Here is a 22,603-nt window from a genome sequence, read left to right as displayed (position 1 = left end):
CTCTCGTCATTTTTTTTCACTACCTGGAATGACCGGCGGGACGAAAAAAAGGGACAGGCTTCACGCACTATTTTTTGCGGGTGTGTTTTTTCGGGGCGCCAGGGTGACCCAGTAGCGGGTGCGCATATGAATGTCTACCGGCAGACTGGCTGCCAGCAGCGACAGAACCCGGTCAGTGTTATCGAGCTTGAAACTGCCGGTGACCCGTAATGCTTCAAGCTCGGGCTCCCAACGCAGCAGGCCGGGGCGGTATCGACCGAGCTCTCGCAGAAAATCGCCCAACGGCTGATTCTGCGCAGTCAGCACGCCGTCTCGCCAGCCGGGCAGCATGGCGTCGAACGCGGTGACCGGCCCTGCGCCGTCTGCGCGCAGGCTGATCTGCTGTTGCGCCTGCAAAACCAGCGCAGGGCCCTGCAACGGATGGACCTGCACCGAACCGCGGACCACCGAGACCCGGCAGCCGTTCGGGTCAAGACGCACGCAGACCTCACCCTGACTGACCCTGACACGACCGTAGGGACCGTCGATGGACAACGGCGCGCTACCCGGCACGTTGAGTGCGATTTCCCCGCGTATCAGCGTGATCTGCCGGGCACCGAGATCGACGTTGACGGCGCTGTCGGTGTTCAGTTGCAGGACACTGCCATCGGCCAGTGTCAGTCGCTGGTGTTCACCAATGGCGGTGTGCAGGTCGGCGCGCCAGACCTCCAGCGGTAACTGACGCGCCAGCAGCCAAACCGCCGGAGCCAGTGCGACAACGCCCAATGCCCTTTTCAGCGCGGCACGTCGAGCCGGGTCGGGACGGTCCAGCGTCGCCATTGCCAGATTGGCCGGCAAGGTCGAAAAACGCTGGCGCAGTTGCTGAGCCTTTTGCCAGGCGCGCTCGTTGTCGACCGCACTGTCGCGCCAGTGCTGCAGCATGAGGTGATCTTCTTCACTGGCACTGCCGGACTCGAGCAGCGCCAGCCATCGTGCAGCGCTGCGAATCACCTCGCGCTCTTCGTTCGAAGGTGACGACCGAATCACCAATCCACCAGCAGGCAGTGCTCATAGGCTTGCGCCATGTAGCGTTTGACGGTGCGCTCCGACACTTCAAGGCGCTGCGCAATGTCGCGGTAGCCCAGGCCTTCGAGCTGACTCCAGAGAAATGCCCGACGTACCGCCGCCGGCAGACCGTCCAGCAACTCGTCGAGTGCTTGCAGGGTTTCCAGCAGCAGCCAGCGCTGTTCGGGAGACGGCACGCTGTCCTCAGGCAACCGGGCCAACGCCTCCAGATAGGCCTGCTCAAGACTGCGCCGCGTGTAGAAATTGCTGAGCAGGCGCTTGCCCACGGTCAGCAAAAATGCCCGTGGTTCCCGCATATCGGCGATCTGTTGCGAGCTGGACAGCACCCGTAAAAAGGTGTCCTGGCTCAGGTCCGCCGCATCCCAGGCATTGCCCATTCGCTTGCGCAGCCAGTTTTCAAGCCAGCCGTGATGGTCGCGGTACAGGGAATGCAGGGTCTGCGGAGGGAGCGTCGCTGTGTCAATCATGACAGGAGCCTTGAGCGATGGATGCGCCAAATGCGAATGATTCTAATCAGTGCGCTATGCCGAGTCCATGCTCTTTTATTAAAAGGCCCGAGCAAGCGCCTCAGCGCATCACCGCTTGATGACGCCGAAACACAGGCGTTCTCACGCCTTCAGCTTGCGCGCCAGGAAATCGCGAATGTACTGCGCTATCTCGGGCGCATGGGTCTCCAGCGCAAAGTGTCCGGCGTCCAGAAGATGGACCTCGGCGTTGGGGATGTCCTTGCGAAACGCCAGCGCACCCGGCGGGATGAAGGCCGGGTCGTGCTCGCCCCATACGGCGAGCAACGGCGGTTGGTGCGTGCGCAGATACGCCTGGAACGCGGGATAGGCGGCGACGTTGGTGCGGTAGTCGAGAATCAGGTCCAGCTGGATGTCCTCCGCGCCGGGCCGGGCCATGTAAAAAATGTCCAGGTTGTAGCCGTCGGGCGAGAGCTTCTCGGGATCGGCACCGGTGCCGTATTGCCAATCACGAATGGTCTTCGGCGACAGCGACGGGCGACAGGCTTCGCGGTTGGCCGCCGAAGGATCACGCCAATAGGCTTGCCACGGATCCCACTGATCGCTGAAGCCTTCAAGGTAGGCGTTGCCGTTCTGGCTGATGATGGCCGTCACCTTTTCCGGGTTGGCGGCGGCGAGGCGCAGGCCGGTGGGCGCCCCGTAGTCGAACAGGTACAGCGCGTACTGAGTCAGCCCCAGCGCCTCGGTGAACCCTTCGACCACCTTGTAGAGGTTGTCGAAGGTGTAATCGAACTGGCCCCGCGGCGGCGCTTGGGTGTTGCCGAAACCGGGCAAATCCGGCGCGATCAGGCGGTACTGGCTGGCCAGCAACGGCATCAAGGTGCGGAACATGTGGCTTGCGCTCGGGAAGCCGTGGAGCAGCAAAAGCACAGGAGCGTCTTTGGCGCCGACTTCGCGGTAGAACACCTCGACGTTGCCGACCTTTTGCGTGTGGAACCTGACATCGAATGCACCATCGACCTCGATGCTGCCCTGCTGAGCGGATGGGAGTGAGCTGGCGGATGCAGCGCCCACGAATGAAGCAGCGACCGCGGACGCTGCGCCCACCGCGGACGCTTGCAAGATGCCGCGGCGACTGACGCCAGGCTTGATGTTCGAGGAGGTGGCCGAATCGATGGTAGTCATTGGGAGACCTGCATGAGTGGATTCATGCTGAAGCCTATTGCCGGCAGTGACCGTCGTGAATCACCAGAAAACTCAACTCACCATTGCGGTTTTTGCAACGTTGCCAGGCCTCATGTGAGCAGCGATAGCAACTCGGACCCGCTCAGAGCCCGCGTGCATTCAGTAGGACCGGCTTTAGCCGGGAATGCATCAGTGGTCACGCTGCAAATGTGTGGTGTTGATGCCGGCCTCTTCCCGGCTGAAGCCGATCCCACTAAAGGCACCGTGGCATCCCGGTACGACCGGCTTGGAATTTCATTGGGGCTTAGGGTGGATCAACGCAATAAGCCCTCAAATAATGGAGGTATAGAAAGACGCTGCAGGGCGGTGCAGCCTATCAATTGCAGACCTTTTATGACGCCGAACATCATTACCACTGATAGTTACCTTCGTGTCATTCGATTCGTGCAATAACACCCCCGAGAACATTATCCGCCCATCTCAATAACATCGGCGGATTCTCCCATGCTTCAGTCTTTAACTCCTTTGCGCTATCCCCTCGCCGCGTTGACCCTTGTGGTCATCAGCGCGTGCGGCCGGACGCCTGAAGCGACGGTTGCGCCGGCGGCGGCGAAAGTCAACGTGGCCAAGGTGATCGAGCAACCGGTCAACGAGTGGGACGAAGTCACCGCCCGCCTGGAATCGCCGGAGACCGTTCAGGTTCGTCCGCGTGTTTCCGGCCAGATCGATTCGGTTGCCTTCACTGATGGCGCGTTGGTGAAGAAAGGCGACCTGCTGTTCCAGATCGACCCCCGCCCGTTCGAAGCGGAAGTGCATCGTCTGGAAGCGCAACTGCAGCAGTCCAAGGCCGCTGCCCAGCGCAGTACCAATGAAGCCCAGCGTGGCGAACGTCTGCGCATCAACAATGCGATCTCCGCCGAACTCGCCGACTCACGCACCACCACCGCCCAGGAATCCAAAGCCGCCGTTGCCGCCATCCAGGCACAGCTTGATCTGGCGCGCCTGAACCTGAGTTTCACCCGCGTTACGGCACCCATCACCGGCCGCGTCAGCCGTGCGGAAATCACCGCCGGCAACATCGTGACCGCCGATCAGACCATCCTCACCAGCCTGGTCTCCACCGACAAGGTCTACGCCTACTTCGACGCCGACGAGCGCGTGTTCCTCAAATACAACCAGCTGGCCCGCGACGGCAAGCGCGGCGCAACGACGCCGGTGTACATGGGCCTGTCCAACGAAGCGGAAAACCCGCACCTGGGTCAGATGAACTTCGTCGACAACCAGGTCAATCCGCGCACCGGCACCATCCGTGGCCGGGCCGTGTTCGACAACAGCAAGGGCGAATACACCCCGGGCCTGTACGCACGCCTGAAGCTGGTTGGCAGCGGCACCTACTCGGCCATGCTGATCAAGGACGAAGCGGTCGGCACCGACCTGGGCAAGAAATTCGTGCTGGTGGTCGACAAGGACAACAAGGCGATCTACCGCAGCGTTGATCTGGGGCCGAAGCTTGAAGGCTTGCGCATCGTGCGCAGCGGTCTGAGCAAAGACGACCGCATCGTCGTCACCGGCCTGCAGCGCGTGCGTCCGGGTTCACCGGTTGACCCCCAGGACACGCCGATGGCCAGCGACGAAACACTCACCGCACTGCAACAACAACGCCAGGCGCTCGAAGCCAGCAACGCACCCAAGGCCCAGCCCAAGCTGGACGCCAAGGTCGCTGCTTCCGCCACGCCACGCGGTTAAGGGACACACACGATGAATTTCTCCAAGTTCTTTATCACGCGGCCGATCTTCGCGGCGGTGCTCTCGCTGCTGATCCTGATCGCCGGCGCGATCTCGCTGTTCCAGCTGCCGATCAGTGAATACCCGGAAGTCGTGCCGCCGACCGTTGTCGTGCGCGCCAACTTCCCCGGCGCCAACCCGAAAGTGATCGGCGAAACCGTCGCTGCGCCACTGGAACAGGCGATCACCGGCGTCGAGAACATGCTCTACATGTCCTCCCAGGCCACGGCCGACGGCAAGCTGACCCTGACCATCACCTTTGCGCTGGGGACCAACCTCGACACCGCGCAAGTGCAGGTGCAGAACCGGGTCACCCGGACCGAGCCGAAGCTGCCGGAAGAAGTAACGCGCATCGGTATCACCGTGGACAAGGCCTCGCCTGACCTGACGATGGTGGTCCACCTGACCTCGCCGGATCAGCGTTACGACATGCTGTACCTGTCCAACTACGCGGTCCTCAACATCAAGGACGAGCTGGCGCGCCTGAACGGTGTCGGCGACGTGCAGCTGTTCGGCATGGGCGACTACTCGCTGCGTGTCTGGCTCGACCCGAACAAAACCGCTTCGCGCAACATCACGGCGACCGACGTGGTCAACGCCATTCGCGAGCAGAACCGCCAGGTGGCCGCCGGTCAACTGGGCGCACCGCCCTCCCCGAGCCCCACCAGCTTCCAGATGTCGATCAACACCCAGGGCCGTCTGGTTTCTGAGGAAGAGTTCGAGAACATCATCGTGCGCGCCGGCGACAACGGCGAAATCACCCGGGTCAAAGATATCGCTCGCGTCGAACTGGGCTCCAGCCAGTACGCCTTGCGCTCGTTGCTGAACAACCAGCCGGCGGTGGCGATCCCGATCTTCCAGCGCCCGGGCTCCAACGCCATCGACATTTCCAACGAAGTGCGCGGCGAGATGGAACAGCTGAAGAAAAACTTCCCGGAAGGCATGGACTACAGCATCGTCTATGATCCTACGATCTTCGTGCGCGGCTCCATCGAGGCGGTGGTTCACACGCTCTTCGAAGCGCTGATCCTCGTCGTACTCGTGGTGATTCTGTTCCTGCAGACCTGGCGCGCTTCGATCATCCCGCTGGCCGCCGTGCCGGTGTCGCTGATCGGTACCTTCGCGGTCATGCACCTGTTCGGCTTCTCCCTCAACGCGCTGTCGCTGTTTGGGCTGGTACTGGCGATCGGTATCGTCGTGGACGACGCCATCGTGGTGGTGGAGAACGTCGAGCGGAACATCGAGCTGGGTCATGAACCGATGGAGGCCACACAGATCGCCATGCGTGAAGTGACCGGCCCGATCATCGCCACGGCCCTGGTGCTGTGTGCGGTGTTCATTCCGGCGGCGTTCATCTCCGGGCTGACCGGGCAATTCTATAAACAGTTTGCGCTGACGATTGCCATCTCGACGGTGATCTCGGCCTTTAACTCCCTGACCCTGTCACCTGCCCTGGCGGCCGTGCTGCTGCGCGCTCACGATGCACCGAAGGATGGCTTCTCGCGCTTCCTCGACAAGCTGTTCGGCGCCTGGCTGTTCCGGCCATTCAACCGATTCTTCGTCAAGGCCAGTAACGGTTATGTGAGCACGGTGGGTCGGGTGATCCGCGTCAGCGGTGTGGCGCTGGTGGTGTACGCCGGCCTGATCGTCATGACCTGGCTGGGTTTCTCCACCACGCCAACCGGTTTCGTGCCGGCGCAGGATAAACAGTACCTGGTGGCGTTCGCGCAATTGCCGGACGCCGCGAGCCTGGACCGCACCGAAGACGTGATCAAGCGCATGTCCGACATCGCGCTGAAGCAACCGGGCGTTGAAAGCGCCGTGGCCTTCCCGGGCTTGTCCATCAACGGTTTCACCAACAGCCCGAACTCCGGCATCGTGTTCGTCACGCTCAAACCGTTCGAAGATCGCACGGCAGCCGACCAGTCGGCCGGTGCCATCGCCGGCGCCCTCAACGGCAAATATGCGGGGATTCAGGAAGCCTACATGGCGATCTTCCCGCCGCCGCCGGTACAAGGCCTGGGCACGATCGGCGGTTTCCGCCTGCAGATCGAAGACCGTGGCAACCTGGGTTACGACGAGCTGTACAAAGAGACGATGAACATCATCGGCAAGAGCCGCAGCGTGCCGGAACTGGCGGCGCTGTTCACCAGCTACACGGTGAACGTGCCCCAGGTCGATGCCGCCATCGACCGCGAGAAGGCCAAGACCCTCGGCGTGCCGATCAGCGACATCTTCGACACCCTGCAGGTCTACCTCGGCTCGCTGTACGCCAACGACTTCAACCGTTTCGGCCGGACCTATCAGGTCAACGTGCAGGCTGAGCAGCAGTTCCGTCAGGACGCTGAACAGATCGGTCAGCTGAAAGTGCGCAACAACCGTGGCGAAATGATCCCGTTGGCGACACTGCTGAAAGTCACCAACACCTCGGGCCCGGACCGCGTCATGCACTACAACGGCTTCATCACCGCCGAGATCAACGGCGCAGCCGGTCCGGGTTTCAGCTCGGGTCAGGCGCAGGTGGCGATGGAAAAACTGCTCAAGGAAGAACTGCCCAACGGCATGACCTACGAGTGGACCGACCTGACCTACCAACAGATCCTGTCGGGCAACACCGCGTTGCTGGTCTTCCCGCTCTGCGTGCTGCTGGCGTTCCTGGTACTGGCCGCGCTGTATGAAAGCTGGAGCCTGCCGCTGGCGGTGATCCTGATCGTCCCGATGACCCTGCTGTCGGCCATTGCCGGTGTGATCATCGCCGGGAGCGACAACAACATCTTCACCCAGATCGGCCTGATCGTACTGGTGGGCCTGGCGTGCAAGAACGCGATTCTGATCGTCGAGTTCGCCAAGGATGAGCAGGACAAGGGCAAGACCCCGCTGGAAGCTGTGCTTGAAGCCTGCCGCCTGCGTCTGCGGCCGATCCTGATGACCTCCTTCGCGTTCATCATGGGTGTGGTGCCGCTGGTGCTGTCCAGCGGCGCCGGTGCCGAGATGCGTCATGCCATGGGCGTGGCGGTGTTCTCCGGGATGCTCGGTGTGACCTTCTTCGGTCTGCTGTTGACGCCGGTCTTCTATGTACTGATCCGTAACTACGTTGGACGCAAAGAGGCGCGCAAGGCGGCCAAGGCACAACGCATTCAGACCACCGCCCCGGAGGCTCATTGATGAAGGCTGCAAAACTCTTCCTGCCGAGCCTGTTGGTGCTGGCGCTGGCGGCCTGCGCCGTCGGCCCGGACTACAAGAAGCCGGAAACCGCGGCGGCCAACATCCAGGCCGCCACCCAGCGGGCCTATGACCGCAGCCACATCGAGACCATCTGGTGGCAGCAGTTCGACGACCCGACGCTGAACAAGCTGGTCGCCGAATCGCTGCAGGGCAACCGCGAGTTACGCGTCGCCTTCGCCCGCCTGAAGGCGTCCCGTGCGATTCGGGACGACATCAGCAACGACGCCATGCCGGTGGTGACCAGCCGCGCGAGCAGCCAGGTCGGCCGCGGTCAGGTGCCCGGGCAGACTGAACAGCGCATCAATCAGGAACGTTACGACCTGGGCCTGGACATGGCCTGGGAACTGGACCTGTTCGGCCGTATCCAGCGCGAGCTGGAAGCCAGCGATGCCGACCAGCAGGCTGCCGAAGCAAACCTCTACCAGCTGCAGGTGACGATGATTGCCGAGCTGGTCGACGCCTACGGCCAACTGCGTGGCGCCCAACTGCGCGAGAACATCGCCCGGGACAACCTGAAAAACCAGCAGGAATCCCGCCGCGTGACTGCCCAACTGCGAGATGAAGGCGTGGGCAACGAGCTCGACGTGGTGCGTTCCGACGCGCGCCTGGCGGCAGTGGAAGCGACCATTCCGCAGCTTCAGGCGGAACAGGTGCGCGAACGCAACCGCATCGCCACCCTCCTCGGCGAACGGCCGGACGCCATGACCGTCACGCTGGCCCCGGCCAAACTGCCGGCGATCTCCAAGGCGCTGCCGATCGGTGACCCGACCAAGCTGCTGGAAAACCGTCCGGACGTGCGCAGTGCCGAACGGCAACTGGCGGCGCAAACCGCGCGGATTGGCGTGCAGACCGCCGACCTGTTCCCACGGGTCAGCCTCAGCGGTTTCCTCGGCTTCACGGCCAGCCGCGGTTCGCAGATTGGTTCCGGCGCAGCTCAAGCGTGGGGCCTTGGCCCAAGCATCACCTGGGCGGCGTTTGACCTGGGCAGCGTGAGGGCGCGGATTCGCGGCGCCAACGCCGATGCCGAAGGCGCACTGGCCAATTACGAGCAGCAAGTGCTGTTGGCCCTGGAAGAAACCGAAAACGCGTTCAGCGACTACGACAAGCGTCAGCGGCGTCTGGTGTCGCTGGTGCGGCAGAGTGAAGCCAGCCGATCGGCGGCCAATCTGGCGAACATTCAGTACCGCGAAGGCACGGCCGACTTCCTCGTGCTGCTGGACGCCGAACGTGAGCGTCTGGCCGCCGAAGACAGCCAGGCCCTGGCCGAAATCGATCTGTATCGCGGCATCGTGGCCATCTACAAGGCTCTCGGCGGTGGCTGGCAGCCGAACGCCTGAGGTCACGGGATGAACGGCGGGATCGCTCAACCGGCAGCAGATCTGCAGCGCTGATCTGCCGCTCTCGAAGGCCCCGGACCCACCAGGTTCGGGGCTTTTTTCTGGACCGTGGATAAACACCGCACGAGCGCGCGAGGAAGGCACCCTTCCCTACAGGGTTTGACACTCGGCGGTCTCTCCCCGAAGCTGCTGCACACGCACACACGGAAACCGATATGTCTGAGTCGTCTTCCCGGCGCACACCTGCCCAGCTCAAGGCTCGACGTCGCTGGCAGGTGGCAATTGCGCTGGCGCTGTTGCTGCTGATCATCGCCATGGCGATGCTGGTGCGAAACTGGCACGCGCCGCCGGCCGCACCCCAGGTCAATCACAGCTACGCCGAAGCACTGGAGCAGGCCCACGGCGGCAAGCCCGGCGCCGCGCGCGTGCTGTATCAGCAATTCACCCGCACCGACCTGTCGGACATTCGCCGCGCCGGCCTGCTCGCCGAATTGGTGAATTACCCCAGCGCCCAGGCGATGAAAATTCTGCGCGGCGATCTCAAGCGCCCCGCTGCGCTGGTTCAACAGGCGGCCATTCAGACCGTGACCGCCATGCTGCCGGAAGATCAACGCACCACGCTGATCGGCCCCCTGCTGGACGATGCCGATGATCAGGTGCGCTTCAGCGCGGTGCGCGCCTTGCTACCGCTGAGCCCGGATGAGCTGGGCCTGTATTACGGCGCGCTGCAGGAAGCCGCTCAACAGTATGAACAGGCACTGAGCGCCGAACCGCCAAGCGGGCAACGTCAGCTCGCGCTCGCCCAGCTGTACCTCAACAACGGCACCCCGCAAAAGGCGATCGATGCGCTGGAACTGGCCGCAAAGCTGGAACCGGACAACCTGGAGGCGGGGCTGGCACTGGTTCAGGTGCTCGACCGTCAGGGTCAGGCCGATCGTTCACGCCAGTTGCTCGCCCAGTGGCTGGAAAAACAGCCCCAGTCGGCCCTGGCGCAACACGCACTCGGCCAATGGCTGCTGCGGCATAAACAGAATGAGTACGCGCTGCTTCCGCTGACCCGGGCCATTGAGCTGGAACCGGACAACACCGGTTACCGTTATGACCTCGCCGTGGCGCTTCACGATCTTGATCAGCTCGAAGCGGCGCAGCGGCAGCTGGAAGACATTCTCCAGCGCGCACCCGCCGATCGCCGCGCGAGGATTCTGCTGATTCGTTACTGGACGGAGGCCGGGCAGCTACAGAAAGTGCAGGTGCTGCTGGCTGAACTGGAGCAGCTCAACGCCGATGATCCTGCCCTGCAGCAGGGGCTTTAGCACGTCATTACGCGCCCCCGACAGGCGGAAGTACGCTGTCCATCCCATCCAGGAAACGATTCATATTGATGAGTGCGTCGCGCCGGCTTGATCGGGTTAACCTTGTCCGTGATCCGGCACGTCAGGGCTTCAAGCGACGAACGCGTGCTTGCAGCAGCGTGCACTACTCAGAAGAGAATCCCCATCATGGCAGTGCAGAAACCAACGCCGATCATCGTCTTCGACGTGAACGAAACCTTACTCGACATCACCACCCTTGAGCCGCTGTTTGAGCGGGTGTTCGGTGATCGAGCCCTGTTGCGCGAGTGGTTCGCCAACCTGATCCTCTATTCGCAAACGATGACCCTGTGCGGCCGTTACACCCCGTTTGGCAAACTGGCCGCAGGCACGCTGCGCATGCTCGCGTCTATCCATAAGGTCGCCCTGGCCGCCAGTGATATCGATGACTTGCAGGCACGGATGGGTAACATGCCAGCACACCCTGATGTGCTGCCGGCACTCAACGGCTTGCGTGACGCCGGCTTTCGGCTGGTGACGCTGAGTAACTCGGCCAGCGGTGCATCCCCTTCGGCCCTTGAGCGCGCCGGGTTAGCGACATTCTTCGAGCGCAGCTTCAGCGTAGAGACCGTTAAAAAATTCAAACCTGCTGCGCAGACCTACCAGATGGTTTCCCGGGAGCTGAATGTCGAACTGGCGGACCTGCTTGTGGTGGCGTGTCATTTTTGGGACACGGCGGGCGCCCAGGCGGCAGGGTGCCTCGGCGCCCTGCTGACCCGGCCGTACAACGCACCGCTCCTGATAGACGAAATGCCGCTTCCCGACCTGATGGCCCCCGACTTGGGCGGCCTGGCCGAGCAGATCATTCAACGCTGGGGCGGGCCGGCGTAGCCCGAGGCCTCATTGGCTGACGTGGGTTGCTCTGTGCAGGTACGCGGCTGTTTGCCGCCGCGTTTGAGATGGCACAGTTTCCAATGGCGCTAAAGTATAAGAAATTACTTACAACGTTTAGCGCCCATTATTGTTTTTTTGTCAGACCCGCTTATCGTCGCCCGGATGTTTCACTTAACAATCAGTCATCCGCTATTTTACAACGCGTAAAAAACGTGCATTATTTACTCGCGCCACAACTGAACTACCCCGTCGCGAGACCAACGTTCATTCCCATGAAGTTAATGTCGACGGCTGATCCTGATGCCAGGGACACGGTAGAAAGTGGTGAAAACTAAAGCAGCAGACCCGGATGCGCGTCGTGCTGCTTGCATTGTTGCTTGCATTGAGCTGACAACAGCCATTAATTGCCGGAGTATCATTTTGTCCAGACTTGCCGAATTTCGCGCAGCAGAAAAAGCCCTTCAGGAGCAGCTGGCCCAGCTGGAGTATCTGAAGAACGACGTCGGATTGAAGAAGGAAATCGAGTTCGAGCAGCAGCTCCAGGCCCTGATGAGCACGTACGACAAGACCTTGCGGGACATCATCGCCATTCTCGACCCTCACACTGGCGCGTCCAATGCCACGCCAGCGGCCCCGAAACGCCGTCGTCCGCGGGTGGTCAAGGTCTATCAGAACCCCCACACGGGCGAAGTCATCGAGACCAAGGGCGGCAACCATCGCGGTTTGAAAAACTGGAAATTACAATACGGCGCTGAATCCGTTGACTCCTGGTTGCGCGGTCGCTAATCCCCTGCTCCCTAGAACATTGGCCTGCAACATTGGTCTGCAACATCGAGAGGAAGCTCTGCCCGCGGGGCTTCTCTGCAAGTGCAGGGAAAAGGACATGAAACAAGTGCTTTAAACGCACATGATCGCGACCCGCGCCCTGCGTATTTTAAATAATGCGTGCGAGTGCGGGATGGGTGTTGAATATTGAACCTGACAATTAGCTGAACAGATTCGTATTAATGGCATATATCGCTTTCAATACTCGGCAGGCTTATAGCATGCTCAACCGTTGAGTCTCTTAAGCGTTATTAATCCCGTCAAACAGCACTGAGTGAGTGTTAAAGCTGGCCATGAGCCTTCATGCAGCCACAGATGAATTTTCCCTCTGCAGCTGAATGGCTCGTGAGCTTCACATTTTTTTCACACCGGTTTGTAGAGGATAGAGGCTGCTAAAGGATTAGCGCCCCAATGCCCGCTTCGGCGGGCTTCTTTATGCCCGCGATTTGTCCAGACCCCGCCTTGATCTACGGCGCCGCTCCCAGGCGCAGACCATTCCTGATCTGCAACACCTCCTCTTTATGGGCCGCGTAGCCTTCCGCCGAGCCGGCATACGACAACGACCACGCCAACTCGGGATTGGCCGCCGCCACCAGCGTCTGGGTCATGACGTGATTGCCGTTCTGGGTGATGGTGCACGTGGTTTCCATGGCTGGAATGTCGCTCAGCGTGCTGTCCTTCATCCGCGTGCAGACACTCTGAAAACCGCCGCGGGCAAAATTGACCTGAACCGCCTTGCGCATGGCCAGCAGCACGCCCTGTACGTTGACCGAATGGCCGGGCTGCAGCTGCGTCTGGGTCAGCTCCACGACCATGGCCGGATCACCGTTCTGATCGTTTTTGACCGCACGCTGTCGTAGTTGCACGGCGGGCTGGCCTTCGCTTGCCGGCGGCTGGGGCAAGGCTTCAACGTCCCAGCCTTCGGGCCAGATGATCATGGCGTCAGTTGAAGACGCGACGCCCGGAATCATCAGCACGAAACAGAAAGCAACGCGGGCGCATGAGCGCAATAAGAGATGCATGGGCGGTACCTGAAGGTCGAGCCGCAAAGTGTGGGCTGGTCATGCAGTGTCTACAAGCCGGAGGCCGCGTTTTATGCGCCTTCGGTTTGGCGCGTCAGCCATGAGCCCGTATCATTACGCAACATTTTAGCGTTAACCCGGAGACAACCATGAGTCTGCACGACCTGAACACTTTCCCCGGCGTCACGGCCACCCCGGACGCCTCGACCGCACAATTCGTGTTCAACCACACCATGTTACGGGTCAAGGACGCCACCGCTTCCCTGGACTTCTATACCCGCGTGCTGGGCTTCAGCCTGGTGGAAAAGCGCCACTTCGCGGAAGCCGAATTCAGCCTTTACTTCTTGGCGCTGGTCGACAAAGCACAGATCCCGCAGGACGACGCCGAGCGTAACGTCTGGATGAAAGGCATTCCCGGTGTCCTCGAGCTGACCCACAACCACGGCACCGAGAAAGACCCTGAGTTTTCCTATCACAACGGCAACACCGACCCGCGCGGCTTCGGTCATATCTGCATCTCGGTGCCGGACATACACGCCGCCTGTGCGCGCTTCGAAGAACTGGGCGTGGACTTTCAGAAACGCCTGACCGACGGCCGCATGAAAAGCCTGGCCTTCATCAAGGACCCGGATGGCTACTGGGTCGAAATCATCCAGCCAACGCCGGTAACGGGCGAGTAATCACGCTCGATCAGTGGGACCGGCCTTGATAGGGACAGGACTGGCGTTGACGCCGACCGCGGGACAGGCGTTAACGCCGACCGTAGGACCGGCTTTAGCCGGGAAGTCGTTAGACGTCACACCGCAAAAGTGTGGGTGTTCACGCTGGCCTCTTCCCGGCTAAAACCGGTCCTGCAATGGAAACCCGGCCAGCGTCACGCCGCTTCTATCACCTGATCCGTATCACCCAGATCCGCATAAATCTGCGCGTTCGACGGTTCAGGGGTAAACGTCAGCGCAATGTTCTGGCACTGCTGCTTAAGCTGTTGCAGCTTCAGCGGCCGGCTCAGGAAATAGCCCTGGGCTTCTTCGCAGCCGAAATCACGGACCAGGCTCATGCAGCGAAAGGTTTCGACGCCTTCCGCGACGGTGCGATAACCCAGTTCACTGGCCAGGTGCAGCACGGACCGGGCGATGATGCGGTTGCGCGGGTTGCTCTCCAGGTCCGTCACCAGGGATTTGTCCAGCTTGAGGATATTGGCCGGGATCTCGTGCAGATAGGCAAAGTTGCTGTAGCCCGCGCCGAAATCGTCGATGGCCACGTCAACGCCCAGCTCTCGAATGCGGGTGAGCTGCGCGATGACGCGTTTGTCGGCACGAATCCACTCGCCTTCGGTGATCTCGACTTCCAGCCGTGCGGGTGCAACGCCGTGTTTTTCGCAGGCGCTCTGCAACGTCAGGGCGATGTCCAGGTCGGAGAAGTCCAGCGGCGACAGGTTGAGCGACAGCCGCACTTCATCGTCGATCCAGCCGCTGAGGTCGGTCAGCGCCCGGTCGATGACCCAGCGGGTCACGGTGCTGATCCTGCCGGCGCCCTCGATCAACGGAATGAACTCATCCGGCCCGATCTTGCCGAGCATCGGATGGGTCCAGCGAATCAGCGCCTCGACGCTGAGCAGGCGGCCATCCTGCAAGCTGAAACGTGGCTGGTACTCCAGGAAGATGTCGCCACTGACCAGCGCCTCGGCGAGTTCATTGAGCAGGGTCAAGGCGCGACGCTGGGCGCAATCCTCCGCCTCGTCATACGCCGCCCACGGCACCTGCCGATAGACGGCCCTGCCCGCCGCGTGGGTCGCTTTGCCCATGAGCGCAGCGGCGGAGTTCTGACCATCGTCACAGCACGCCAGCCCCACGGCCACCTGCTGATGGGTGAAAGGCTCGGTGATCACCGCCAACAGCATGCGAACCAGGTCATCCCGGCGAGAGCGCTCGCAGCTCATCTGCAGGCAGAAATCCAGGTCGCTGACGTGATACAGCTCGGCAATCCCATCCAGACGGCGACGCAGGCAGTTGGCCATATCGCGGCGCGTCTGTTGTGCATCCAGGTTGCTGTTCACGCTGACATCCGCAGCGCTCGCCATCGGCTGGGTGCGGATCACCACCATCAGCCGCACCTGACTCCCGGTCACCGCAACGTCCTGAGTGTCCAGCAAGAATTGCTGCAAATTCGGCAGGCGGCTGACCGGGTGGCGGTAGCGCATCGCCTGGCATTGTTCGACCTGGCCCATGACCAGTTGCGCAAAATCTTCGAGGACAGCCACTTCGTCGGGCTGCAGCGTGCGCGGGACAGTGTCGATCAGGCAAAAGCTGCCGAGCACATCACCGTGGTGATTGCACAGCGGGGCTCCGGCGTAGAAACGGATGCCATCAGGCTGGGTGACCAGCGCGTTGTCGACAAAGCGCGGATCCAGGCGAGCGTCATTGACCACCATGACTTCGGCGTTCTGGATGGTGTAGCGGCAGAATGACTGCTCTATGGGCGTCTGACTCGCGTCAAACCCCACACGGCCCGGAAACCACTGCCGATCTTTTTCCACCAGGGACACCAGCACCGTCGGCACGCGAAAGTGCGCGGCAGCCAGGCGGCACAGGCGGTCGAAATCCTCGCTGTGAGCGGTTTCGAGCCATTGCAAAGCGTGAACCGCGGACAGGCGCTTCTGCTCAATTTCCAGCGAACAGTTCATGGCGTGCGCCCTCCGTTCTAAAAATACGGGTTAGATGATATCTCATGGCCATCATTGCCCGCTCAGGATCATGACGGGTGGTCGATGACCGACGATCACCGGCAAAACAGACTTCGGCTGAGCTGAGAAAGACTGATATCACAAAGACATCACATAATCGGTTCAGTTCCAAAGCTGTACAAATATATATTGTTGTATAAGTTTTTATAAAGTTAATACGATACCGGCCGACAGATGGACTGGAGCGAGGCGCAATCAACCATAGCGCCTTCTCCTCCCAGAGACGTCGTCACCGCACTCCGACCCGAGAAAAAGGACCGTTCTCACCGACAACAACCCAATCGCCCCGCTTCGGGGCTTTGAGAACAGTATGAATATTCTTTCCCCTGCCGTGTACCTGACCAACCGACTGCGCTTTCCTGCCAAATTCGCACTGCTCGCCATCATCGTTTTGCTCCCCCTGGGGCTGTTGGGCGCGCGCCTGCTGCATCAGCTCAACGCCAGCATTGATAACATCCACTCCGAAGAAGTCGGCCAGCGTTACCTGATGGACGTCACCCCCGTACTGCGCCTGTCGATGCTGCAGCGGGCATTGACCAACCGCCTGCTCAGCGGGGATGAGACAGCCCAGGCTGACCTCGCCGCCAATCAGACCAAACTCCTGGATGCCTACACCAAGCTGGAAGCCACGGACCGCCAGTTCACCGTCGAGCTGGAAACAGCCGACCGCGTGCAGCGCCTGCGCTCCGGCGCAGAAGGGCTGATCAGCCAGACTAAAGCCGGTGCCGATCAAGCGACCCTGTTCGATGCATGGAGCGATCAGATGACCCAGACGCTGAACTTCATCTACTTCATCTCCGCCACCTCCGGGATGGTGCTGGACGAAGACTACGCCTCGCTGTTCCTGATCGATCAGAGCACCCTGCGACTGCCACGCCAGATCAACGTCGTCGGCCAGTTGCGCGGTCTGGCCAGTGGTCTGCATGAAGGGCAACCGCTGACCGACGCCACCCGAGGCACGATCAAATCGCTGCTCAAGCAAGAAACCCAGATTCGCCAGGAGCTGCTGCAGAGCCTCAACCTGCTGCGCCGTAAGGAAACAGCCCTCGCCGATCGCATCCAGTCCCCCGTCAGCAGCGGGCTGTCCAGCCTGGACAGCTTTCGCAGTGACCTGCAAACCTTGATCACCTCACCACAGAACACCATCACCGGGATGCAGGGCCTGCCGACCAAAGGCAACGCCGTGGTGGCCGAGCTGTATAAGGCGCAGGACGCCTTGCAGGCAGCGCTGTCGGCGGTGCTGGAACAACGGGTTCACGACAAGTCGGCCGAACGCACCGCCATGCTGGCGATGTTCGCCATCGCCGGTCTGCTGCTGATTTATGCGTTCAGCGGTATCTATAGCGCGATGCGCCAAGCCATGGAAGCCATGTTGAGCGCCACCCGTCGTATCGCCCAAGGCGACCTCACCGCCCGTGTCAACGTGGCGGGCAAAGACGAAATGGCCGACATCGGCACCGGCTTGAATCACATGGTCCAGGCGTTTGGTGAATCCCTTGCCCAGGTCGAGCGCAGTTCGCGCTCGGTATCCGACGCCGCGACCCGCCTGAGTGCGTCCATCGACCGCGCCAAAGTGTCGATGAACGCCCAGCAAGGCGAAACCGAACAGGTTGCCACCGCCATCAACGAAATGACCGCCAGTGTCGCCGACGTCGCCCAGAACACCGAAGGCGCGGCGCGTGCAGCGGAACAGGCCAGCCAGGCATCCGGCAAAGGCCTGGGCGTCATGCAGCAGACCCGCCAGACCATCGAAGCACTGGCCGGCGAAGTCGACCTCAGCGCGCAAAAGGTCGCGGCCCTCGCGCTGCACAGCCAGGAGATCGGCGGGGTCATTGAAGTGATCCGCAACATCGCCGACCAGACCAACCTGCTTGCCCTCAATGCCGCCATCGAAGCCGCCCGCGCCGGTGAGCAGGGCCGTGGCTTTGCTGTGGTCGCGGATGAAGTGAGAACCCTGGCTTCACGCACGCAGAACTCCACCGCGGAAATCCAGCGGATCATCCAGCAGCTGCAACTGGCGACCAACGCGGCCGTTGACCAGATGAAAGCGGGCAAGGACCGGGCGCAGGATTGCCTGAGCTCGGCCGATCAGACGTCCTCTAGCCTGAACGCGATCAACGAAGGCGTCGAGTCGATCGTCGGCATGAACACCCAGATTGCCAGCGCTGCCGTGCAGCAGCACGCCGTGTCCGAAGACATCAACCGCAACGTCACCGAGATCCGCAACGGCACCTTCGTGTTGATGGAAGGCATCGAGGACAACGCGGTAACGGCGGACGAACTGTCGCTGCTGGCCGGCGAACTGCGCACCGTGGTCGGCCGTTTCAAGCTCTGAGAACAGGGCGCGCGGCGTAAATCCCGCGCGCCCTGCCCTGTCATCGCTCAAGGCATCTGGGCTCCCGCCACCCCTACGTACACCGAATACAACGACGTATTGGCGGTGATGAACAGGCGGTTGCGCCGCGGGCCGCCGAAGGTCAGGTTGGCGACCTTCTCCGGCAGGCGGATCTTGCCCAGTAACGTCCCGTCGGCGGCGAAGCACTGAACGCCGTCGCCGGCACTGGTCCAGACATTGCCCTGCACATCCACGCGCATGCCGTCCGGCACGCCCGGCTCAATCACCGCAAAAACCCTCGACTGCCCCAGCTCCCGCCCATTGATCACCTCGAACGCGCGGATGTGGTGGGGGCCATCGGGGTCGTGGGAGCGACCGGAATCGGCGATGTACAGGGTCCGCCCGTCCGGGGAGAAGGCCAGGCCGTTGGGCTGCACGAAATCATTGGCCATGCAGGCGATCTCGCCGCTGTCCGGGTCGATGCGATACACATGGCGGCCCGGCTGCTCTTCGTCGGCCTGATAGCCCTCGTAATCGGTGAGGATGCCGTAGCTGGGATCGGTGAACCACACCGCGCCATCGCGATGCACCACCACGTCATTCGGCGAGTTCAGACGCTTACCTTCGAATCGCTCGGCCAGCACCGTGATCGACCCGTCCGGTTCGGTGCGGGTGACGCTGCGGGTGCCGTGCTCGCAGGTAATCAGCCGGCCCAGCAGGTCGCGGGTGTTGCCGTTGGCAAAATTCGACGGCGTGCGGAAAGTCGACACCCCCTGCTCCGGGGTCCAGCGCAGCATGCGCTGGTTGGGAATGTCGCTCCACAGCAGGTACCCGCCGTCGTTGAACCACACCGGCCCTTCGGCCCAGCGGCATTGGTCGTACAGGCGTTCGAGCTGGGTGTTGGGCAGAATCAGGCGATGGAAACGCTTGTCATGGCATTCGTAGAGGTCGTCGGACACGGGGTCGATCCTTAATTCAGGCGCGGGCATTTTTGCGTCCGCTGACAGCGGTAATCACCGCGATGATGATCAGGCCGGTGAGGATCAGCCGCACCCCGGCACTGGCGCCGAAGGTGTTGAGCATGCTCACCAGCAGGTAGAGAAACAGCGACGCGCCCCAGATGCCCGGCACGTTGGAAAACCCGCCGGCCACCGAGGTCCCGCCGATCACCACCACGGCGATGGACGCCAGCAGGTATTCCTCGCCCATGCCCAGCGACGCGCCCCCGGAAAACCCGGCCAGGGTCAGGCCGCACAAGCTGCCGAACAGCGCGCAGAGCACGTAGGTGGCGAAGCGCATGCGGCCGACCCGAATCCCCGCCAGTTCAGCGGCGCGGGCGTTCTGCCCGATGGCCAGCACCGAACGGCCGTAACGGGTGCGGGTCAGCACGTACCCCATCAGCACCGCCGCGGCGATCACCACGAGGGCCAGATAAGGCACGCCGAACACACGGCCGGTGGCGAAGGTGTAGAAACTGTCAGGCGGCGGGACCCGCACGCTGCGGCCATAGGCAATGGCCAGGGATTGCAGGATGAAGCTGGCCGACAGCGTCGCGATGATCGGCGGAATGCGCAGCAGGCGGATCAACGCGAAATTGCCACAACCCACCAGCACGCCGATGCCCAGCACGCCGATCACGCCCAGCCAGATGTTCGCGTCCTGGCCGTCCATCAGTTTCATGCCCAGCGCACCGCTGAGGGCGATGTTGGCCGGGATCGACAGGTCGATGTTGCCCGGCCCGGTGCTGATGACGAACATCTGGCCGATGCCGACAATTGCGAAGAACGTCGAGAACGCCAGCGCGCCAGACAGCAAAGCGCCTGCGCCCTGCCCGCCGGTGAACACCAGGGTCGCCACCCAGATCAATAACGCCGCGAGAAATGACCAGAGCCACGGCTTGCCGCGCAGCGCTGCAAGGGATGAAGTGCTCATAGCGGACGTACCTCCAGACGATTGACCGCCGCACGCAGCGCCAGCACGAAAATCAGAATCGCGCCCTGGGCGCCGATCTGCCAGTCAGGCGAGATGCGGATGAACGACAGCAGCGAACCGGCCAGCACCAGGGTCAGCGCGCCGAGCACAGCGCCCATGGGTGACACGCGCCCGCCAACGAATTCGCCGCCGCCAAGAATCACTCCGGCGATGGACAGCAGGGTATAACGCAGGGCGACGTTGGCGTCGGCCGAGGTGGTCAGCCCCACCAGAAACAGCCCCGACAGCACACCGAAGCTGCCGGCCATGGCGTACATCGCCACTTTGATGCGAAGCAGCGACCAGCCGGCCTTGGCGATCGCCAGCGGATTGCCGCCGGCGCCGCGCAGCACCACGCCGACGGTGGAGCGCATCAGGAAAAAGTGCATCGCCAGCCCGAGCACAATGCAGACGATGATCGCCAGCGGAATCAGCGGCGGCTTGATCCGCACCAGCGCCTGCAGCCATTGCGGCGCCGTGCCGCCGGGCGACGGCAGCAGCAGAATCGCGCCGCCGACCCAGATGAACGACATGCCCAGGGTGACGACAATCGACGGCAGGTTGCGGCTGTGGATCAACGCGCCGAGCAAGGCGTACACGCCCACGCACCCGGCCAGCGCCAGCCAGCCGAGGAACGGGTGCTGATCGAGCAGCGTCACCGCCACGCAGGCGACGAAGCTGATGAAACTGCCCATGGACAGGTCGAGGTCGTTGACGCTGATGATCAGCATCTGCGCGATGGTTGCCAAGGCGATCGGCACCGCCAGGTTGAGCATCAGGTTCAGGCCCATGTAGCTCATGGCCCGGGGCTGCATGATGAAGATGGTCGCCAGCAACACCACCAGCGACACCGCCGGCAAGGCGGCGCGGAGCATGCGGGCACGGCGCGCGGCGTTGTTGCGCGTCGCGACGGGGGCGCGGGCAACGGAATTCAACGGGGCATTCATGGGGTTTCCTCGGCGAAGGAGCTGCGCAGGATGCGCTCCTCGCTCAATTCACTGCGCGGCATGTCGAGCACGGCCTGGCCGTCGCGGAAGACATACACGTGGTCGCAATAGGTCAGCTCTTCCAGCTCGGTGGTGTACCAAATGAACGTGCGGCCGCGGGCCGCCTCCTCCATCAGAATCGAATACACCTCGCGCTTGGTGCCGACGTCGACGCCGCGCATGGGGTCGTCCATCAGGATGATCTGGCTGTCGGACGCCAGGGCCCGGGCAAACAACGCCTTTTGCTGGTTACCGCCGGACAGCGACAGGATCGGATTGCGCATGTCAGGGGTGCGGATGCCCATGCGCTTCATCCAGTCGTCGGCCATGGTTTGCTCGGCATCGGGGTCCAGCAGCACGCCGCGCTTGAGCTGGTTGAGTGAGCCGATGGTGATGTTTTCGCCGATGGACCACAGCGCAAACACGCCGTCGGTCTGGCGGTCGCCGGCGACGAAACTGGCGCCGGTACCGTGCTTGACGCAGTCGCGCAGCACCTGGGTCAGTAACTGGCTCTGGCCGTGCCCGGCCAGCCCGGACAGCCCGACGATCTCGCCGGCAAACGCCTGCACCGAGCGGCCATCGGCCTGACGCGCCGGGCGCTGTTGCACGCGGGGAATGCCCTGCTCACGTCGGGAGGCGAAAGCTTGTACTGCCTGCTGCTGTTCGCGGGCCGTGCCGCCCATGACTTCCACCAGCGAATCATGGGTGAAGTCTCGGGCCGCACGGGTTTCAACGATCCTGCCGTCACGCATCACCGCGATGCGGTCACAGGTGCCGAGCATTTCGCCGAGGATGTGACTGATCAGCACGATGCTGCCGCCGCCCTCGACGAACCGCCGCACATGGCGCAACAGCTGCTCGGCGACACGGGCGTCGAGGGATGAGGTGGGTTCGTCGAGGATAATCAAATCGAGGCGCTCATCGACATTGATGAACGCCCGGGCGATCTCCACCATCTGCCGCTTGCCGATGGACAGGTCAGCGACGATGTCATCGGCTTCGATGCCGTGGCCGGGGAAAATCTGCTCCAGCATCGCTTCGATCAGCGCACCGGCCCGACGCCGCCAGCCGAAGCCGCGCAGGGCCGGTGACATCAGCCGGGTGTTCTCAGCCACGTTGAGGTTCGGGCACAGCGACAGCTCCTGAAACACGCAGCGAATGCCGTGCTGCCGCGCCACTTGCACCGAATAGCCTTCGCGCAGGTCGCGACCTTCGATCAACAGCTGCCCGCAGTCGGCGGCCAGGGTACCGGCGAGCACTTGCATCAGGGTCGACTTGCCCGCGCCATTATGGCCGATCAGGCCCAGGCATTCGCCGGCGCGCACGCTCAGGTCGACGTCACTCAGGGCGCGCACGGCGCCGAACGATTTGCCGGCGCCCGCGAAGGCCACCCGCACAGGTCCATTTGCGTTCATGGTCGGAATTCCTTGGCGGGCCGCAGGCAGCGCGGCCTGCT

17 protein-coding genes are annotated in these 22,603 nt (G+C 62.3%); 8 read left to right on the top strand and 9 right to left on the bottom strand.

Features of this window, described 5'->3' with window-relative positions; all coding sequences use genetic code 11:
• Window positions 1-60 precede the first annotated feature (60 nt).
• From SLW75_RS02460 to SLW75_RS02450, 3 genes are all read right to left on the bottom strand, one after another.
• Entirely contained in the window at window positions 61-1,026 is a 966-nt protein-coding gene (locus SLW75_RS02460) for a FecR domain-containing protein (RefSeq protein ID WP_410933438.1), read from the bottom strand.
• Window positions 1,023-1,532 carry a sigma-70 family RNA polymerase sigma factor gene (locus tag SLW75_RS02455; RefSeq protein ID WP_192130458.1) on the bottom strand — a complete coding sequence of 170 codons (510 nt, stop codon included), beginning with the start codon at window positions 1,530-1,532 and terminating at the stop codon, window positions 1,023-1,025. The genes SLW75_RS02460 and SLW75_RS02455 overlap by 4 nt, the downstream gene beginning before the upstream one ends.
• 141 nt (window positions 1,533-1,673) lie before the next feature.
• Window positions 1,674-2,555 carry an alpha/beta fold hydrolase gene (locus SLW75_RS02450; protein WP_410933789.1) on the bottom strand — a complete coding sequence of 294 codons (882 nt, stop codon included), beginning with the start codon at window positions 2,553-2,555 and terminating at the stop codon, window positions 1,674-1,676.
• Between the two features lie 663 nt (window positions 2,556-3,218).
• Between SLW75_RS02450 and mexE the strand changes: the two genes are divergently transcribed.
• The 6 genes from mexE (at window position 3,219) to SLW75_RS02420 (ending at window position 12,051) form a co-directional block, all read left to right on the top strand.
• Window positions 3,219-4,460 (top strand): multidrug efflux RND transporter periplasmic adaptor subunit MexE, encoded by a 1,242-nt coding sequence (gene mexE, locus SLW75_RS02445; protein WP_410933437.1) that lies wholly within the window; start codon window positions 3,219-3,221, stop codon window positions 4,458-4,460.
• Window positions 4,461-4,472: 12 nt separating this feature from the next.
• Window positions 4,473-7,664, top strand: a complete 3,192-nt coding sequence (locus SLW75_RS02440) for an efflux RND transporter permease subunit (protein WP_410933436.1) — start codon at window positions 4,473-4,475, stop codon at window positions 7,662-7,664.
• Window positions 7,664-9,061: an efflux transporter outer membrane subunit gene (locus SLW75_RS02435; protein WP_410933435.1), complete on the top strand. Its 1,398-nt coding sequence runs from the start codon at window positions 7,664-7,666 to the stop codon at window positions 9,059-9,061. The genes SLW75_RS02440 and SLW75_RS02435 overlap by 1 nt, the downstream gene beginning before the upstream one ends.
• A 215-nt stretch (window positions 9,062-9,276) precedes the next feature.
• Window positions 9,277-10,374: a tetratricopeptide repeat protein gene (locus SLW75_RS02430; RefSeq protein WP_410933434.1), complete on the top strand. Its 1,098-nt coding sequence runs from the start codon at window positions 9,277-9,279 to the stop codon at window positions 10,372-10,374.
• Window positions 10,375-10,560: 186 nt separating this feature from the next.
• Complete coding sequence (locus tag SLW75_RS02425) at window positions 10,561-11,262, top strand: haloacid dehalogenase type II (protein ID WP_410933433.1); 702 nt, start codon at window positions 10,561-10,563, stop codon at window positions 11,260-11,262.
• A 423-nt stretch (window positions 11,263-11,685) separates the two neighbouring features.
• Entirely contained in the window at window positions 11,686-12,051 is a 366-nt protein-coding gene (locus tag SLW75_RS02420; protein ID WP_065990300.1) for a histone-like nucleoid-structuring protein, MvaT/MvaU family, read from the top strand.
• A 506-nt stretch (window positions 12,052-12,557) separates the two neighbouring features.
• Here the strand turns inward: SLW75_RS02420 and SLW75_RS02415 are convergent.
• Window positions 12,558-13,061, bottom strand: coding sequence for a DUF4946 domain-containing protein (locus SLW75_RS02415; protein WP_410933788.1), 504 nt, complete (start codon window positions 13,059-13,061; stop codon window positions 12,558-12,560).
• Window positions 13,062-13,261: 200 nt separating this feature from the next.
• Between SLW75_RS02415 and gloA the strand changes: the two genes are divergently transcribed.
• Window positions 13,262-13,792, top strand: a complete 531-nt coding sequence (gene gloA / locus SLW75_RS02410; RefSeq protein ID WP_065990298.1) for a lactoylglutathione lyase — start codon at window positions 13,262-13,264, stop codon at window positions 13,790-13,792.
• A 194-nt stretch (window positions 13,793-13,986) separates the two neighbouring features.
• On the opposite strand, the gene SLW75_RS02405 is transcribed toward gloA, so the two are convergent.
• Window positions 13,987-15,795, bottom strand: a complete 1,809-nt coding sequence (locus tag SLW75_RS02405) for an EAL domain-containing protein (protein ID WP_410933432.1) — start codon at window positions 15,793-15,795, stop codon at window positions 13,987-13,989.
• Between the two features lie 370 nt (window positions 15,796-16,165).
• On the opposite strand from SLW75_RS02405, the gene SLW75_RS02400 reads away from it, so the two are divergent.
• Entirely contained in the window at window positions 16,166-18,190 is a 2,025-nt protein-coding gene (locus SLW75_RS02400; RefSeq protein WP_192130451.1) for a methyl-accepting chemotaxis protein, read from the top strand.
• A 47-nt stretch (window positions 18,191-18,237) separates the two neighbouring features.
• Here the strand turns inward: SLW75_RS02400 and SLW75_RS02395 are convergent, their stop codons facing one another.
• The 4 genes from SLW75_RS02395 to SLW75_RS02380 are packed head-to-tail and all read right to left on the bottom strand — an operon-like array spanning window position 18,238 to window position 22,562.
• Entirely contained in the window at window positions 18,238-19,149 is a 912-nt protein-coding gene (locus SLW75_RS02395) for an SMP-30/gluconolactonase/LRE family protein (RefSeq protein ID WP_410933431.1), read from the bottom strand.
• A 16-nt stretch (window positions 19,150-19,165) separates the two neighbouring features.
• Window positions 19,166-20,122: an ABC transporter permease gene (locus tag SLW75_RS02390; protein WP_410933430.1), complete on the bottom strand. Its 957-nt coding sequence runs from the start codon at window positions 20,120-20,122 to the stop codon at window positions 19,166-19,168.
• Window positions 20,119-21,108, bottom strand: a complete 990-nt coding sequence (locus SLW75_RS02385) for an ABC transporter permease (RefSeq protein ID WP_369319000.1) — start codon at window positions 21,106-21,108, stop codon at window positions 20,119-20,121. The genes SLW75_RS02390 and SLW75_RS02385 overlap by 4 nt, the downstream gene beginning before the upstream one ends.
• A complete protein-coding gene (locus SLW75_RS02380; RefSeq protein ID WP_410933429.1) occupies window positions 21,105-22,562 on the bottom strand; it encodes a sugar ABC transporter ATP-binding protein in 1,458 nt (485 codons plus the stop codon). Before SLW75_RS02380 ends, SLW75_RS02385 begins: the two co-directional genes overlap by 4 nt.
• Window positions 22,563-22,603 lie beyond the last annotated feature (41 nt).

It is taken from the genome of Pseudomonas sp. W5-01, assembly GCF_046540435.1.
Taxonomy (GTDB): Bacteria; Pseudomonadota; Gammaproteobacteria; order Pseudomonadales; family Pseudomonadaceae; genus Aquipseudomonas; species Aquipseudomonas graminis_B.
Note: the sequence above shows the minus strand (reverse complement) of the source record. Positions and strands in the feature narration are given on the sequence as shown.